At 74.0% G+C, this 16,043-nt stretch carries 8 protein-coding genes; 4 read left to right on the top strand and 4 right to left on the bottom strand.

The features are described from left to right. Positions 1-90 precede the first annotated feature (90 nt). Entirely contained in the window at positions 91-462 is a 372-nt protein-coding gene (locus tag BST27_RS03485) for a response regulator transcription factor (protein WP_139805003.1), read from the top strand. Between the two features lie 10 nt (positions 463-472). On the opposite strand, the gene BST27_RS03480 is transcribed toward BST27_RS03485, so the two are convergent. Continuing rightward, positions 473-1,126, bottom strand: a complete 654-nt coding sequence (locus tag BST27_RS03480) for a response regulator (protein WP_069421463.1) — start codon at positions 1,124-1,126, stop codon at positions 473-475. 97 nt (positions 1,127-1,223) lie between these two features. Between BST27_RS03480 and fadD4 the strand changes: the two genes are divergently transcribed. Then, on the top strand, positions 1,224-2,741 hold the full coding sequence (fadD4, locus tag BST27_RS03475) for a fatty-acid--CoA ligase FadD4 (protein ID WP_069421464.1): 1,518 nt from the start codon (positions 1,224-1,226) through the stop codon (positions 2,739-2,741). 3 nt (positions 2,742-2,744) lie between these two features. Beyond that, entirely contained in the window at positions 2,745-3,704 is a 960-nt protein-coding gene (locus BST27_RS03470) for an enoyl-CoA hydratase/isomerase family protein (protein WP_069421465.1), read from the top strand. Here the strand turns inward: BST27_RS03470 and BST27_RS03465 are convergent. Next, positions 3,698-4,108, bottom strand: coding sequence for a CD225/dispanin family protein (locus BST27_RS03465; protein WP_232007403.1), 411 nt, complete (start codon positions 4,106-4,108; stop codon positions 3,698-3,700). The two genes, BST27_RS03470 and BST27_RS03465, sit on opposite strands and share 7 nt — an antisense overlap. 158 nt (positions 4,109-4,266) lie before the next feature. Then, entirely contained in the window at positions 4,267-5,412 is a 1,146-nt protein-coding gene (locus BST27_RS03460; protein WP_069421473.1) for an acyl-CoA dehydrogenase family protein, read from the bottom strand. Between the two features lie 67 nt (positions 5,413-5,479). Between BST27_RS03460 and BST27_RS03455 the strand changes: the two genes are divergently transcribed. Then, the gene (locus BST27_RS03455) at positions 5,480-6,505 is read left to right on the top strand and encodes a MaoC family dehydratase (RefSeq protein ID WP_069421466.1); all 1,026 of its coding nucleotides are present in this window, start codon (positions 5,480-5,482) and stop codon (positions 6,503-6,505) included. An 80-nt stretch (positions 6,506-6,585) separates the two neighbouring features. Here the strand turns inward: BST27_RS03455 and BST27_RS34420 are convergent. Further along, on the bottom strand, positions 6,586-16,043 hold a 9,458-nt coding region (locus tag BST27_RS34420; protein WP_170062265.1), incomplete at its 5' end, for a hypothetical protein.

Below are 16,043 nucleotides of genomic sequence, written 5' to 3'. Positions count from 1 at the left end.
GAGCGCAGATTAGTGCCAGCGCGGCGAAGTTTCCCGCTAGCCGGAATGTCCGGAGCTGATCGAGCTGGCAATCTGGCAGGCGTGGTTACCATGCCGACCGCGTTGCGTTGTCTGATCGTGGACGACAGCCCGACGTTTCGCGACGCCGCACGCTCGATGCTGCAGTGCGCGGGCTTTGACGTGGTCGGCTTGGCCTCGAACAGCGCCGAAGCGTTGGAGTGTTTTCAACGATTGCGGCCAGATGTGACCTTGGTGGACGTCGACCTGGGTGCGGAGAGCGGTTTTGACCTGGCGCGCGCACTGCACCAGGCGAACAGTCCTGCGCCGTCGGTAATCCTTATTTCGACGCACTCTGAACAGGATTTGCAGGACTTGATCGCGGACAGTCCGGCTCTGGGCTTCGTCTCAAAGATTTCACTGTCTCCCCAGGCGATCCGGGAGTTGCTGGTACGCCACGTCTAGCGACCAACCGCTACAGCGAGTCGAGGTACATGATGACGGCCCGTACGCGGCGGTGATCGTCGGCCGTGTCCGACAGGTTGAGCTTGGTCAAGATGCTGCGCACATGCTTCTCGACCGTGCCCTCGGTGACCCAGAGGCGGCGCCCGATGCCCGCGTTGGACAGGCCCTCGGCCATGAGCGTCAACACCTCACGTTCCCGCGCACTGAGCGCATCCAGCGGATCGTCGCGGCGCCGCGCGGTTACCAACTCCTGGACCAACGCCGGGTCGATCACCGACGCTCCGTTGGCGATGCGTCCGACGGTGTCGACGAAGTCAGTCACATCGGTGACTCGGCTCTTGAGCAGGTAACCGATCGAGTGTCCGCCGGCCAGCAGATCCATCGCATGCTCGACGTCGACGTGGGCGGACAACACCAGAATGGCGGTCGCGGGCCGTTCGGCGCGGATGGTTCGGGCCGCGTCCAGCCCCTCGGTGTCGTGCGATGGCGGCATCCGGATGTCGACGATCGCGAGATCGGGAGTCAGTCGCCGCACCTGCTCGAGGAGTTCGGTGGCGTCACCGGCCTGCCCGACCACGTCGAACCCGTTCCGCTGCAGCAGACTCGACAAACCCTCGCGGAGCAGGACATCGTCGTCGGCGACTACCACGCGCACGTCAGGCACCAGCCAATCTTTACATCTCGCTGGCGCAGCGGCGCCGCGAACAGCGCCGCGCCACTGTCTCGCCGGAGGTAAAACGGCCCGAAGGTACAGTCGGCACATGCAATTCCGGCAGTTTGTAGGTGCTGGCAAGCCGGCGATCATCCTGCACCCATCGGGCACGGTAGTCACCTTCGACGAACTGGAAGCGCGGGCGAATCGACTGGCGCACCGATTCCGTCAGCACGGCCTGCGCGAGGGCGACGCCGTTGCGATCCTGTTGGAGAACAACGAGCACATGCACGCGGTCATGTGGGCGGCCCGCCGCAGCGGCCTGTACTACGTGCCGATCAACACCCATCTCACCGCCACCGAGGCCGCCTACATCATCGAGAACAGCGGCGCCAAGGGGATCATCGGGTCGGCCGCGCTGCGCGAAACGTGCGCCGGGCTGGCCGACGAGTTGTCCGGCGGCCTCCCGGAGCTACTTTTGATCGCCGACGGCGATCTGGCGGGGTGGGAGCGTTATCCGGAATGTGTTGCGGATCAGCCAGATACCCCGATCGAGGACGAACTCGAGGGCGACCTGCTGCAGTACTCGTCGGGCACCACCGGCCGACCCAAGGGGATCAAACGCGAACTGCCGCATGTCCGTCCGGAAGACGCCCCGGGAATGATGTCGGGCCTGGTCGGATTCTGGATGACTCCTGACTCGGTGTACCTGAGCCCTGCGCCGCTTTATCACACCGCGCCGTCGGTGTGGTCCATGACCGTGCAGGCCGCGGGCATCACCACGGTGGTGTTGGAGAAGTTCGACCCGGAGGGGACGCTACAAGCCATTGAGCGCTACCGGGTGACGCACGGCCAATTCGTGCCGGCCATGTTCGTGCGGATGCTCAAACTGCCGGAAGCGGTACGCAATTCGTACGACATCTCGAGTCTGCAGCGGGTGATACACGCGGCGGCGCCGTGCCCGGTGGACATCAAGATGCAGATGATGAATTGGTGGGGGCCGATCATCGACGAGTACTACGCCTCGTCGGAAGCGAGCGGGTCGACGCTCATCTTCGCCGAGGACTGGCTGGCGCATCCGGGCTCGGTGGGCAAGCCCATGCAGGGCGCCGTACACATCCTCGACGAGGACGGCAACGAACTTCCCCCGGGGCAGGCCGGGGAGATCTATTTCGAGGGTGGATACCCCTTCGAATACCTCAACGACCCGGCCAAGACCGCTGCGTCACGTGACCGGCGCGGCTGGGTGACCGTCGGTGACGTCGGCTACCTCGACGAGGACGGCTATCTTTACCTCACCGACCGGCGCCACCACATGATCATCTCCGGCGGGGTGAACATCTACCCGCAGGAAGCCGAGAACATGCTTGTCACCCACCCGAAAGTGTTGGACGCCGCGGTATTCGGAGTTCCTGACGACGAGATGGGTCAGCGGGTGATGGGCACCGTGCAGACCGTCGACCCGGCCGACGCCACCGACGCGTTCGGCGAAGAGCTGCTGGCGTGGCTGCGAGACCGCCTGTCGCACTTCAAATGTCCGCGCTCCATTGCGTTCGAGACCCAACTACCGCGCACCGACACCGGCAAGTTGTACAAGAACGAGCTGATCGAGAAGTATTCGGGGTGACCGATGCTGCGGCTGGTCGACCTTTCGCAGGCTCAGCACGCGCCGCCGGACCCGAGTTCGGCGGCGCCGCCGGGGGTGGTGGTCGCGCACGGTCCGCTGGTAGATGAATCCTGGCTGGACTACCCGACTTTCGCGATCACCGAGGAGCCGTGCACCGACCGCAGGGTGGTCACCGTGGACTCGGTACCGCAGACCCTCGCCGAGTTGGAGGAGCGATGCCGGCACTGGCCGCACGCCAGTGCGGTGTGCGACGACGTGCTGCGCACCCTCGACCCGTCCGGCGCGACGCTGGCTGGAGTGGTCGCCGAATCACTTGCCTACTCGACCCTGCAGTCCGGACCGGAGTTCGCGCGCTGGCTCCAAGAGCGTGGCCCCGCGCGGGTTCCGGCCATCGCGGACCCGGTATTGGCCGAACGCAACGGCGACACACTGCACATCACGTTCAACCGTCCGCAGCGACACAACGCTTTTTCCACCGATGCGCGCGCGGCGCTACTGGAAGCGTTGACCGTCGCCCAATTGGACCCGTCGGTCACCGGAATCGTGTTGAGCGGCAACGGGCCGTCGTTCTGCAGCGGGGGCGACCTTGCCGAGTTCGGCACCCTCGCCGACCCGGCGAGCGCTCATCTGGCCCGCACCCGGCACAGCCCCGCCCTGTCGCTTGACGCGCTCACTGCACGACTCGGCCGGGCGTGCCGCGCCGAGGTGCACGGTCAGGTGTTGGGCAGCGGCTTGGAAATGGCCGCATTCTGCGGATGGGTTGAAGCCAGCGAGAATTCGGTGTTCGGGTTACCGGAACTGAGCCTGGGCCTCATCCCGGGGGCCGGCGGCACCGTCAGCGTCACCCGTCGGATCGGCCGTTGGCGCACGGCGTATCTCGTGCTTTCCGGCAGGACTATCGACGCTGAAACCGCACTGGCCTGGGGTCTGGTGGATGCCGTCGCGGCGGGCCCGACTCAGTAGCCCGAATAGGTGCGGTACGTGGTGAAGTCGGTGGACGGCGCATTCTTCACCGCCCAAGCAATGAGAACGACGTAGACGATGATGAAGACGATCCAGGCGACGACGGACACGACCGCGCTGACGATGGCCCACTTCTTGGCGGCGGCTGAGGCGGCCTGCGCCTCGGCGTATTGCCCCTGAGCCCACAGCGAACCAACCTGGTTGGACTTGACGAGCGACACGATGCCAAACGGGAGGCAGCACAGGACGGTGGCGAGGATGGCCCAGACGAGGTAGTTGTCCGGCTGCGGGCCGTATCCCGGCTGGCCATAGGGCGACGGCTGGCCATAGGGCGACGGCTGGCCATAGGGTGCGGGTTGGCCATAGGGGGGGCGGTTGCCCCTGCCACTCCGGCGAACCGCCATATGGATCCGACGGATAACTCATGGCGATCTTCCCCTTGGGTCGCTGCTGCCGAAGTTCCGGAAAATATACAGCACCGACCTCGTCGGCAGCCGTCCGAAATGCTGACCGAGGCCGGGCTGATCCCCGCCAAATCCCCACTAAACCCGGCTGAACCCGGCTAAATCCCGCCGCGAGCTACCAATTGGCCGGCGATCACGTTGCGCTGAATCTCATTGGTGCCTTCGCCGACGATCATCAGTGGCGCATCGCGGACGTAGCGTTCGACGTCGTATTCGGTGGAATAGCCGTACCCGCCGTGGATCCGCACCGCGTTGAGAGCGATCTCCATCGCCACCTCGGACGCAAACAGCTTGGCCATGCCGGCCTCCATGTCGCAACGCTGTCCGCTGTCGAAGCGTTCGGCGGCATACCGGGTGAGTTGGCGCGCCGCGGTGAGTTTGGTCGCCATGTCGGCCAGATAATGGCCCACGGCTTGGTGTTTCCAAATCGGCTGGCCGAAACTCTCGCGTTGCTGGGCGTACGCCAGCGCGTCCTCCAGGGCGGCGGTTGCCACCCCGAGGGCACGGGCCGCCACCTGGATACGGCCCGTCTCAAGGCCTTTCATCATCTGGGCGAACCCTTGGCCCGGCACGCCGCCGAGGATCGCCGAGGCTGGGGCGCGGAAGTCGTCGAACGACAGCTCGCACGCTTCCACGCCCTTGTAACCCAACTTGGGCAGGTCGCGCGACACCGTCAAGCCCGGTCCGTGCTCGACCAGCACGACCGAGATGCCCTTGTGGCGCGGTGTCGCGGCCGGATCGGTCTTGCACAGCAACGCAATCAAGCCGGACCGGCGCGCGTTGCTGATCCACGTTTTGGCGCCGTTGATCACCAACCCGCCCGAATCGTCCGGCAGCGCCGTGGTCGTCATGTTCTGCAGGTCCGAACCCCCGCCGGGCTCGGTCAGCGCCATGGTGGCCCGCAACTCGCCGGTCGCCATCGGCGGCAGATACTGCTGCTTCTGCTCCTCGGTGCCAAAGGCCGTGAGCAGCTTGGCAACCACGGTGTGTCCGCCCATCGCACCGGCCAGGCTCATCCACCCGCGGGCCAGCTCCTGGGTGACCTGCACGTAGCACGGCATCGACACCGGCGAGCCGCCGTATTCCTCGGGGATGGCCAGGCCGTAGATGCCGATCCGCTTCATCTGCTCGATCCACGCCTCGGGATAGGTGTTGGCGTGCTCGACGTCGCGGACCGTCGGCTTGACGTCACGGTCGATGAACGCCCGCACCGTCGCGACCAACATGGCCTCGTCGTCACTCAGTTCATGGTTCACTTGCGCTGTCCTCCGGTTTGACCCTCAGTTCGACAGCCTGCCAGCATGTGCCTTTGTGGCTAACAGGTACGCGGACTTACGCGAGGGTGGTCCCTACTTCGACGACCTCTCGGTCGGTCAGGTGTTCGACTGGGCGCCCTCGGTCACCCTGTCGTCCGGTCTGGCGGCCGCCCACCAGGCGATCGTGGGTGACCGGCTGCGGTTGGCCCTGGACGCCGACCTGTGCGGGGCCGTGACGGGTGCGCCCGCGGCGCTGGCGCATCCGAGCCTGGTATGCAATGTGGCCATCGGGCAGTCGACGTTGGCAACCCAGCGCGTCAAGGCCAACCTGTTCTACCGGGGCCTCACCTTCCACCGGTTCCCGGTGATCGGCGACACCATTTACACCCGGACCGAAGTGGTTGGGCTGCGGGCCAACTCGGTCAAACCCGGACGCGCGCCGACGGGGTTGGCGGCGCTGCGGATGACCACCATCGATCAAGCCGACCAGCTGGTGCTCGACTTCTACCGCTGCGCCATGCTGCCCATGAGCCCGGACTGGCGGGACGATTCGGCCGCAGCGCCGGCCGACGACCTGTCCGCCGTGGGTGCCGATGCCGTCCCGCCGGCCACCGACCCGACCGAACAGTGGGACGCCGCGGCCTACCGAAGTCGGGTACCTGGGCCGCATTTCGCGGATCACGCCGAATCCATCGCCGGGACGGTGTTGCACAGCACCGCCGACTTGGTCAGCAGCGCAGCGGAACTGGCCAGACTGACCCTTAACATCGCTGCCACGCACCATGATTCGCGGGTCGGTGGGCGGCGGTTGGTCTACGGTGGGCACACCATTTCGTTGGCGTTCGCCCAGGCCACCCGGTTGTTGCCCAACTTGGTGACGGTCCTGGGCTGGGAGTCCTGCGACCACACCGGACCGGTGCACGAGGGCGACACGCTCTACAGCGAACTGCACGTGGAGTCCGCCGCCGCCACCTCCAACGGCGGTGCGCTTGGGCTGCGTTCGCTGGTCTACGCGGTGGGCGGCCCGGGCGAACCCGACCGCCAGGTGCTGGACTGGCGGTTCACCGCGCTGGAGTTCTGAGCAGTGCTGGAGTTCTGAGCAGTGCAGCCCCCGGCTGCGGCGGAGGGGTTCACTGCAGCCGGGGGCTGGTCAGTGGCGGCCTAGCCGTCCAGGCCGTTGCCGCCCTTGCTGCCCTGGTCGCCGGGCGTGCCGTTGCTGCCGGCGCCCACTCCGGCACCGCCCGCACCGCCTCCGCCGAACCCGCCGCCGGTGCCGCCGCTGCCGCCCGTGGCACCGCCGTTGCCGCCGTCGCCGCCGTTGGGGCCGTTACCGCCGTTGCCACCGTTACCGCTGACCGCGTCGGCGAAGGCGTCCCCGCCCTTGCCGCCGCTGCCGCCGGCGCCGTTGCCGCCGTTGCCGCCGTTGCCACCGACGCCGCTGGTGCCGTTGCCGTCGATCCCGGTGCCGACGGCACCCGCGTTGCCGCCGTTGCCGCCCTTGCCCCCGGTGCCGCCGGCGCCGCCGTTGCCGCCGTCCGGCGTCTCCTCGGAGACGCCCGCCGCGCCGTTGCCGCCGTTGCCGGGTGCCCCACCGGTGCCGCCGGCACCGCCGTTGCCGCTGTTGCCGCCGGTGCCCTTGCCCAGGGCGTTGCCGCCGTTGCCGCCCGCACCACCGGTGCCGCCGGCTCCGCCATCGCCACCGGTGCCACCGGCGCCCGCGGTGTCGACATCGCCCGCCGCGCCGTTGCCGCCGGCGCCGCCGGTCGCGCCGGTGCCACCGTTGCCGCCCTTGCCGCCGTTACCGGAGATCGAGCCGCCCAGGCCGCCGTTGCCGCCCGTGCCGCCAGCGCCGCCGGCTTGGCCGTTGCCGCCGTTGTCGCCGGGGTTGACTCCGTTGGTGCCGGCCTTTCCGGAAGCGCCGTTGCCGCCGTTGCCGCCGGCCCCGCCGTTGCCGAAGTTGCCGCCGTTGCCGCCGGTGCCGCCATTGCCGCCGTTGGCGCCGGTGCCGTTGGTCGGGCTGTAGCCGTTGCCGCCCGTGCCGCCGTTGCCGACACCGACGGGTGCGACGCCGTCGGCGCCGTTGGTGCCGGGAGTGGCGCCGGTGCCGCCGATTCCGCCGGTGCCCAGCGTCGTGCTGCCGCCGTTTCCGCCGTTGCCGCCGTTGCCACCGTTGACGCCGGTGCCGGTGCTGCTGAAGCCGTTCCCGCCGTCGCCCGGGGTTCCGGCCTTGCCGGCGTTGCCGCCGTTGCCGCCGTTGCCGGTGGTGCCGGCGACGCCGTTGGTCACCGTGCCACCCGCGCCGCCGTTGCCACCGTTACCGCCGTTGCCACCGGCGCCGCCGTTACCGCCGGCCTGGCCGTGGGGGCTGCTCGAGGTGCCGTTGGCGCCCGCCACACCGGCTCCGCCGTCTCCGCCGTTGGCGCCGTTGCCGCCCGTGCCGCCGTTGCCGCCGTCGCCGGAGATCGAGCCGCCGGCGCCGCCCGCGCCCCCATGCCCGCCGGCCCCGCCGGCCATGCCGTCGGTGCCGCTGGAGCCCGCGGCCACCCCGCCGGTGCCGTTCGTACCGGCCGCGCCGTTGCCGCCGTTGCCGCCGTTGCCGCCCTTGCCGTAGGTGCCACCGTTGCCGCCGGCTCCGCCGTTGCCGCCGTTGGCGCCCGCGGTGCTGGGGCTGTAGCCGTTGCCGCCGTTGCCGCCGTTACCGACCGGACCAGCGAACGCCTTGCCGTCGGTGCCGTTGACGCCGCCGCCGCTGCCGCCGGTGCCGCCCGTGCCGATGGCGGTGGTGCCGCCGTTGCCGCCCTTACCGCCGTCCGGGTTGGTGGCCGTTCCGGCCGTGCCGTTGCCGCCGTTGCCGGGCGTCCCGGCGTTGCCGCCGTTGCCGCCGTTGCCTCCGGCCCCGTTGGCGCCCGCGGTGCCGTTCGTGGCCGAGCCGCCGAGCCCGCCGTTGCCGCCGTTGCCGCCGGCGCCGCCAGCTCCGCCGTTGCCGCCGTTCTGGCCGCCGCCGATGCCGTTGCCGTAGCGGTCGATGTCGGCGGTGCCCGCGTTGCCGTTCACGCCCTTACCGCCGTTGGTGCCGTTGCCGCCGCTGCCGCCGGCCCCACCGTTGCCGCCGTTACCGGAGTCCACACCGCCCTTGCCGCCGGCGCCGCCGTTGCCGCCGGAGCCGCCGGCGCGGCCGGCAGCGCCGCTGTCGCCGGGGTTCGTCCCGTCGGCGCCCGCCACCGTGGCCGACACGCCGTTGCCGCCGGCACCGCCGTTGCCGCCGTTGCCGATGTTGCCGCCGTCGCCGCCGTCACCGCCGTTGCCGCCGTTCCTGCCCGGGGTGAGCGGGTTGTAGCCCGCGCCACCCTGACCGCCGTTACCGGCCGGGCCGACCACCGAGGCGCCGTTGGTACCGGAGGTAGGTGTGCCGGAGCCGGTACCCGCCGCGCCGCCGATGCCGGCCTTTCCGGCGTTGCCGCCGTTGCCGCCCTTGCCGCCGTCGGGGTTGGCGAGGGTGCCGGCCGCGCCGGTCCCGCCGTTACCGGGGGTGCCGGCCTTGCCGCCGTCGGCGCCGTTACCGGCCTTGCCGACGGTGCCCGCGGTGCCGGTGCCGTTGAGCAGGGACCCGGACGCGCCACCGTTACCGCCGGCCCCGCCGTTGCCGCCGTCGCCGCCGCTACCGCCGTTGTGGCCGGCGCCCCCGTTGACCCCGGCCACGCCTGCCTTGCCCTGGACGCCGTTGCCGCCCCGGCCGCCGGCCGCACCGTTGCCGGCGTCGCCGCCGTTACCGGCGTTGCCGGCGATGGTGCCGCTGTTGCCGCCCTTGCCGCCATTGCCGCCCGAGCCACCAGCCATGCCGCTGGTTCCGGAGTCGCCGGTCTTGGTGCCGTTGACGCCGTTGGTGCCGGCCGTGCCGTTGCCGCCCTTGCCGCCGTTGCCGCCGTTGCCGATCTCACCGGCGTTGCCGCCATCGCCGCCGTGACCGCCCGACCTGCCGGGGTCGGTGGCGGGGTTGTAGCTGTAGCCGTTGCCGCCGTTGCCACCGTTGCCGCCGCTCTTGCCGGTGGGCACGCCGCCGTCCTTGCCGTCGGCGCCGTTGACGACGCCGGTGCCGCCGGCGCCCTTGCTGCCGCCGCTGCCCAGCAGGCCGCCGTCACCGCCCCGGCCGCCGTTGGGGTTGGCCGCCGTGCCGTTGCCGCCGTTGCCACCGTTGCCGCCGATGCCGTCGTTGCCGCCGTTGCCGCCGGCACCGCCGTTGCCGTCGTCGTACCCCGGCGCGCCCTGCCCGCCGTTGCCGCCGACGCCGCCGTTGGCGCCGTTACCGCCGTTACCGCCCTTGCCGCCGTTGCCGGCGGGAGCGCCGTCGCCGCCGTTGCCGCCGGTACCGCCGTCGCCGCCGTGGCCTGCTGCGCCACCGTCGCCGCCGTTGCCGGCGATCTTGCCGCCCTTGCCGCCGTTGCCGCCGTTGCCGCCGGCACTGGCGTTGCCGCCGTTGCCGCCGTCCTGGCCGACGCCGCCGGCACTGCCGGTCACGCCGTTGGCGCCGTTGCCGCCCTTGCCGCCGGTGCCGCCGACGCCGTAGTCACCGGCGTTGCCGCCGACGCCGCCGTTGCCGCCGGGCTTGCTCGGGTCGTTGGAGTTCCAGCCCGCACCGCCGGTGCCACCGTGGCCGGCGATGGTGGTGGGGGTGGCGCCCTTCGCGCCGTTCGCGCCCGACGTGCCGCCTGTGCCGCCGCTGCCGCCTTCGCCGCCGACACCCGGGTTGGCGCCGTTGCCGCCAGCACCACCGGTCGGGTGGGCGGCGGTGCCCGCCGCTCCGGTGCCGCCGACGCCGCTGACGCCGCCGTTGCCGCCGTTGCCGGCAGCGCCGCCGTTGCCCTGGGTGCCGACGCCGAGGACGTTGCCGGCCTTGCCGCCGTCGGCGCCCTTGCCGCCGGTGCCGCCGTTGCCCGCGTTGCCGCCGGCGCCGTCGTTGAAGCCGAAGGTCGGGTCGCCGGTGCCGCCGTTGCCGCCGGTGCCACCGGTGCCACCAGCACCGCCCCGGCCGCCGTCGCCGCTGTTGCCGGCTATGGTGCCGCCGTCGCCGCCGGTGCCGGCCGCGCCGCCCTCGCCGCCGACGCCGCCGACGCCGCCGTTGGCGCCGGTGCCGTTGCCGCCGTTGGTGCCCGTGACGCCGGTGCCGCCGACGCCGCCGTTGCCGCCCTTGCCGCCGTTGCCGTACATGCCGGCGTGGCCGCCGTCCCCGCCGGCGTAACCCTTCGCGCCGGCCCCTGGGGTGCCGAAGGCGTCGCCGCCATCGCCGCCGTCGCCGGTCATCGCGGTGGAGTCGGCGCCGCTCGCCCCGTTGCTGCCCGAGCCGTTCTTGCCTTCTGCTCCGGTGCCGCCACTGCCGCCGAGGCCCGAGTTGCCGCCGTTGCCGCCGTCGCCGCCGCCGAGGAAGCCGTCGCCGCCGGCGCCGCCCGCTCCGGCGTTGCCGCCAGCGCCTCCGGTCCCGCCGTTACCGCCCTTGCCGCCGTTGGGGCCGATCCCGTCCGGGTCCGCCGCGCCGTTGCCGCCGGTACCGCCGTTGGCGCCGCTGCCACCGTGGCCCCCGTCGCCGCCATGCCCGTTCAGCGTGCCGCTCTTGCCGCCGGCGCCGCCGTCGCCGCCGTGCCCGCCGGTCTGGCCGGTGCCGCCGCTTTCGCCGGGGTTCACACCGTTGGTGCCGTTCGAGCCGGCCGCGCCGTTGCCGCCGTTGCCGCCCTTGCCGCCGTCGCCGTACAGGCCGCCGTCACCGCCGGCGCCGCCCTTGCCGCCGTTTTGGCCGGGCAGGGTCGCGTTGTAGCCGTCGCCGCCCTGGCCACCGTTGCCGCCGACGGCCGTGGGGGTGCTGCCGCCGCTGCCGTTGCTGCCGTTGCCGCCGTTGCCGGAACCGCTGCCGTTCGCGCCGCCGGCGCCGCCGGTGCCACCGCTGGCGCCGGTGCCCGGGTTGCCGCCCTTGCCGCCCTTGCCGCCGTCGGGATTGGCGGCCGTGCCGGCCGCGCCGTTGCCGCCGTCGCCCTGGGTGCCGCCGTTGCCGCCGTTACCCGCGTTGCCCCCGGCCGCGCCCGCGCCGGCCGTGCCGTTGGTGGCCGTGCCGCCCGCTCCGCCGGCGCCGCCGTTGCCGCCGACGCCGCCGGACCCGCCGTTGCCGCCGTCCTGACCGCCGCCGATTCCGTTGCCGTATTTGTCGGAGTTGGCGACGCCGTCGTGGCCGTCCACGCCGCCGCCGCCGTTTCCGCCGCTGCCGCCGTGGCCGCCCTTGCCGCCGGCGCCGCCGTCGCCGATGGTCGTGCCGCCAGCGCCACCGGCACCGCCTGCGCCGCCGGCGCCGCCCTTGCCGCCGTTGGCACCGGAGTCGCCGGCGTTCACGCCGTTGGCGCCGGTCGCGCCGTTGGAGCCGCTGCCGCCGGCGCCCCCGGCGCCGCCATTGCCGTTTGTGCCGCCGTTGCCGCCCTTACCGCCAGCGCCACCGGCCAGGCCGTTGCCGTTGGCGTCGGTGGCGTTCGGTGCCTGGCTGTAGCCGACGCCGCCAGCGCCGCCGTGACCGACGTTGGCCGTGACACCGGCCCCCGCGGTGCCGTTGCTGCCGCTGGGGTCGCCGAGTCCGTCGAGGCCGCCGATGCCGCCCGCGCCGCCGGTCCCGGCATTGCCGCCGTTGCCGCCGTCGCCGCCTGCAGTGTGGGTGAAGGTGCCCGCCGCGCCGCTGCCGCCGCTACCCGGGGTGCCCGCGGCGCCGCCGTTGCCCGCGTTGCCGCCGTTGCCGGCGCCACCGGAGATGCCGTACAAGCCGGCGGTACCGCCGGCGCCGCCGGCGCCGCCGTTGCCACCCACTCCGCCGTTGCCACCGTTGCCGCCGTGCTGGCCGCCGCCGACACCGGTGCCGTACAGGTCGAGGTCGGACACGCCGTTGGCGCCATTCACGCCGGCGCCGCCCTTGCCGCCGTCGGCGCCGGCACCGCCGTTGCCGCCCTTGCCGCCGTCACCGAGTTCCGAACCGGCGTTGCCGCCGACGCCGCCCTTGCCGCCGGCTCCACCGGCCTGGCCGTTGCCGCCGGATTCACCGTTGCTGACGCCGTTGGCGCCCGCCGCGCCCGCCGCGCCGTTTCCGCCGTCGCCGCCGTCGCCGCCGTTGCCGTAGTTGCCGCCCTTGCCACCGGCGCCGCCGTCGCCACCGTTGGCGCCGGGCGCCGTGGAGGTGAACCCGTTGCCGCCCTTACCGCCGTTGCCGACGGGCGTGGTCGGCGCGGAGCCGTCCTCGCCGTTGGCTCCGATCACCGAGCCGCTGCCGCCGGTGCCGCCGGCGGCAGCCTTGCCGGCGTTGCCGCCGTTGCCACCGGCCCCGCCGGTCGGGTTGGTCGCGGTGCCGATAGCGCCGGCGCCGCCGTCGCCCGGGGTGCCCGCGTCGCCGCCGTTGCCGGCCTTGCCGCCGACGCCTGCGGTGCCGCCCTTGCCGGTGCCGGCGGCTCCGCCGTTGCCGCCGTTGCCGCCCTTGCCGCCGTTCCCGCCGTTGCCGCCGTCCTGGCCGCCACCGACGCCGTTGCCGTACGCGTCGACGCCGACCTGGCCGGCGGCGCCGTTCAACCCGAGGCCGCCGTTGCCGCCGTCGCCACCGGAACCACCGGCCCCGCCGTTGCCCGCGGTGCCGCCCTTGGCGCCGGCGTTGCCGCCGCGGCCGCCGTGCCCGCCAGCGCCACCGGCCTGGCCGTCGCCGCCGCTGTCACCGGGCTGGATGCCTGCCGTACCCGTCGCGCCGGCAACACCGTTGCCGCCCGCTCCGCCGTTGCCGCCGTTGCCGACCGAGCCGCCGTTGCCGCCCGCTCCGCCGTTGCCGCCGTTGGCCCCCGGAGTGCTGTAGGTGTAGCCCTTGCCGCCGTTGCCACCGTTGCCGCCGGACGTGGGCGTGCTGCCCTTCGACCCGGCGACCGGGCTGCCCGAGCCGGTGCCGACGCTGCCTGCGGCGCCGCCGTCGCCGGGGTTGCCGCCGTTACCGCCGGCGCCACCGTTGGGGTTGTCCGCCGTGCCGTCGGCGCCGAGTCCGCCGTTGCCGCCGACCGCGCCGTTGCCGCCGCTGCCGGCGTTACCCGCCTTGCCGGTCGATGAACCGGTGCCGCCGTTTCCACCGTTACCGCCGGCGCCGCCCGCGCCGCCGTTGCCGGCGTTGCCGCCCGCGCCGTTGTTGGTGCCGGCCACGCCGGCCGCGCCGTTGCCGCCGGCCGCGCCGTTACCGCCGTTGCCGGCATTGCCGGCGTTGCCGCCGGCGCCGCTCGCGGCCTGAGTGCCGGTGCCGCCAGTGGCCTTACCGCCGGCACCGCCGTTGCCGCCGTTGCCGCCGTTGCCACCGTTGCCGCCGACGCCACCGGCCTGGCCGGCGCCGTTGTTGGTGCCGATGATGCCGTCCTTGCCGATCGCGCCGTTGCCGCCGGCGCCGCCGTCGGCCCCGGCACCGCCGGCGCCGCCGACCCCGCCGCTGCCGTGGGAGCCCGCGCTGCCGCCGGTACCGCCGGTGCCGGCCGCGCCGCCCTTGCCGCCGTTCCCGCCGGTGCCGCCGGTGCCGCCCGCCCCGCCGTTGCCGCCGTGCTGGCCGCCGCCGACGCCGGTGCCGTAGTTGTTGGAGTCCGCTGTCCCGTCGGCCCCGGCGATGCCGAGCCCACCGTTGCCGCCGGCCCCGCCGACGCCACCGGCACTGCCCTTGCCGCCGTTTCCGTTAGCGCCCGCGACGCCGCCGGTGCCGGTGCCGGCGGCGCCACCGCCGCCACCGGCACCGCCGTTGCCGCCCGTCCCGCCGTTACCGCCGCTTCCGCCGCTGAACCCGGCGCCGTTGTTGACACCGGAGACGCCGTTCGCGCCGACGGCGCCCGCGCCGCCGTTGCCCGCGGTGCCGGCCGCGCCGCCCGCGCCTCCGGCGCCGCCGCTGCCCGAGCTACCCGCGGTGACACCGGCGCCCGCGGAACCCGCGTTGCCGCCCTTGCCGCCCGCACCGCCTGCGCCACCGTTGCCGGCGTTGCCGCCTGCCCCGCCGGCGTTGCCGGCACCGGACGTCGTCGTGCCGTTGGCGCCGTTCACGCCCGAACCGCCGGCGCCGCCCGCACCGCCTGCGCCGCCCTTGCCGCCGCTGCCCGACGTGGTGCCCACACCGGTGGCCGCACCGCCGGCACCGCCGTTGCCGCCCTTACCGCCGGCCTGGCCGTCGGTGCCGCTGGCACCCGGGTTGACGCCGTCGGTGCCGGCCGCGCCCGCGGCGCCGTTACCGCCCGCGCCGCCGTTGCCGCCGTTGCCGATGTTGCCGCCGGCCCCGCCTGCGCCGCCGTCGCCCCCGCTGGCGCCCGGGGTGGTGGCGTTGAAGCCGGCCCCGCCGTTGCCGCCGCTGCCGGCGATGCCCGTGACCGCGTTGCCGCTGGAGCCGCTTGCTGCGCTGACGCCGCCGCCGTTGGCGCCGCCCGCGCCGCCAAGGCCGGCCGTACCCGCGTTGCCGCCCTTGCCGCCGGCGCCGCCGGTGGTGTTGCTGGCGGTGCCGGCCGCGCCGTCGCCACCGTTACCCGGTGTGCCGGCGTTGCCGCCCTTGCCGCCCACGCCGCCGGCGCCGTTGCTGCCGTTGCTGGCTCCGGCGCCGCCGGCGAGTCCGCCGGTTCCTCCGGCGCCGCCGGCGCCGCCCTTGCCGCCGTTGCCGCCGTTGCCGCCGTCCTGGCCGCCGCCGATGCCAGTGCCGTACTTGTTGAGGTCCGCCGTGCCGTTGGCGCCGGTGATGCCGGCACCGCCGGCGCCGGCCGCACCGCCCGCGCCACCGTTGCTGGCGTTGCCCCCGTTGCCGTGGGCGCCGGTGCCGACGCCGTTCCCGTTGGCTCCGCCGGTGCCGCCGGCCCCGCCGTTGCCGCCCTTGCCGCCGGCCCCGCCGTCACCGCCGGCGAAACCGTTGCCGCCGTTGACGTTCGCGACGCCGTCCGCGCCGGCCGCGCCGCTGCCGCCGACGCCCGCGGTGCCCGCGCCGCCGCCGTTGCCGCCCGCACCGCCGGCGCCCACTGCGCCTGCGGTGCCACCGTTGGCGGCGCCTGCGGCACCGCCCTTACCGCCGCCGCCACCGGCGCCGCCGTTGCCGGCGTTGCCACCGGCCGCGCCGGCGCCGCCGATGCCGTCGGTGGCTTGGCCGTTGGCGCCGTCGATGCCGCTGCCGCCCTTGCCGCCGGCACCACCCTTACCGCCGGCCCCGCCGGCACCACCGGTGGTGCCCGCGCCGCCGCTGGCGCCACCGGCACCGCCGTCACCGCCCTTGCCGCCGGCTTGGCCGTCGCTGCCGTGCGGGTTGTTGGCGTTGACGCCGTTGGTGCCGTTCGCCCCATTCGCGCCGTTGCCGCCGGCGCCGCCGTTGGCGCCGTTGCTGCCGGTCCCGGTCGCACCGGCGGTGCCGGTGCCCACACCGTTGCCGTTGGCGCCGCCGGCGCCGCCCTTGCCGCCCGCGGCGCCGTTACCGCCGGCGCCGCCCGCGCCGCCATCGAGGTAGACCGAGGTGCCGTCGGCGCCGCGGCCACCCGCGCCGGCCGGGCCGGCGTTGCCGCCCTTACCACCGGTGCCACCGGCGCCGTTGGTGCCGTCGCTGGCGCCGGTGGCACCGGTGGTAAGGG

It is taken from the genome of Mycobacterium intermedium (genome assembly GCF_002086275.1).
In the GTDB taxonomy this organism is placed as follows: domain Bacteria; phylum Actinomycetota; class Actinomycetes; order Mycobacteriales; family Mycobacteriaceae; genus Mycobacterium; species Mycobacterium intermedium.
The sequence above is the reverse complement of the archived record's forward strand: the minus strand, read 5'-3'. Positions and strand labels throughout refer to the sequence as shown.

Bases quoted from the DNA above. Each gene is read 5' to 3' on its own strand.
- BST27_RS03470 (WP_069421465.1), top strand. From the start codon at position 2,745: ATGCTGCGGCTGGTCGACCTTTCGCAGGCTCAGCACGCGCCGCCGGAC.
- BST27_RS03465 (WP_232007403.1), bottom strand. From the start codon at position 4,108: ATGGCGGTTCGCCGGAGTGGCAGGGGCAACCGCCCCCCCTATGGCCAA.
- fadD4 (WP_069421464.1), top strand. From the start codon at position 1,224: ATGCAATTCCGGCAGTTTGTAGGTGCTGGCAAGCCGGCGATCATCCTG.
- BST27_RS03485 (WP_139805003.1), top strand. From the start codon at position 91: ATGCCGACCGCGTTGCGTTGTCTGATCGTGGACGACAGCCCGACGTTT.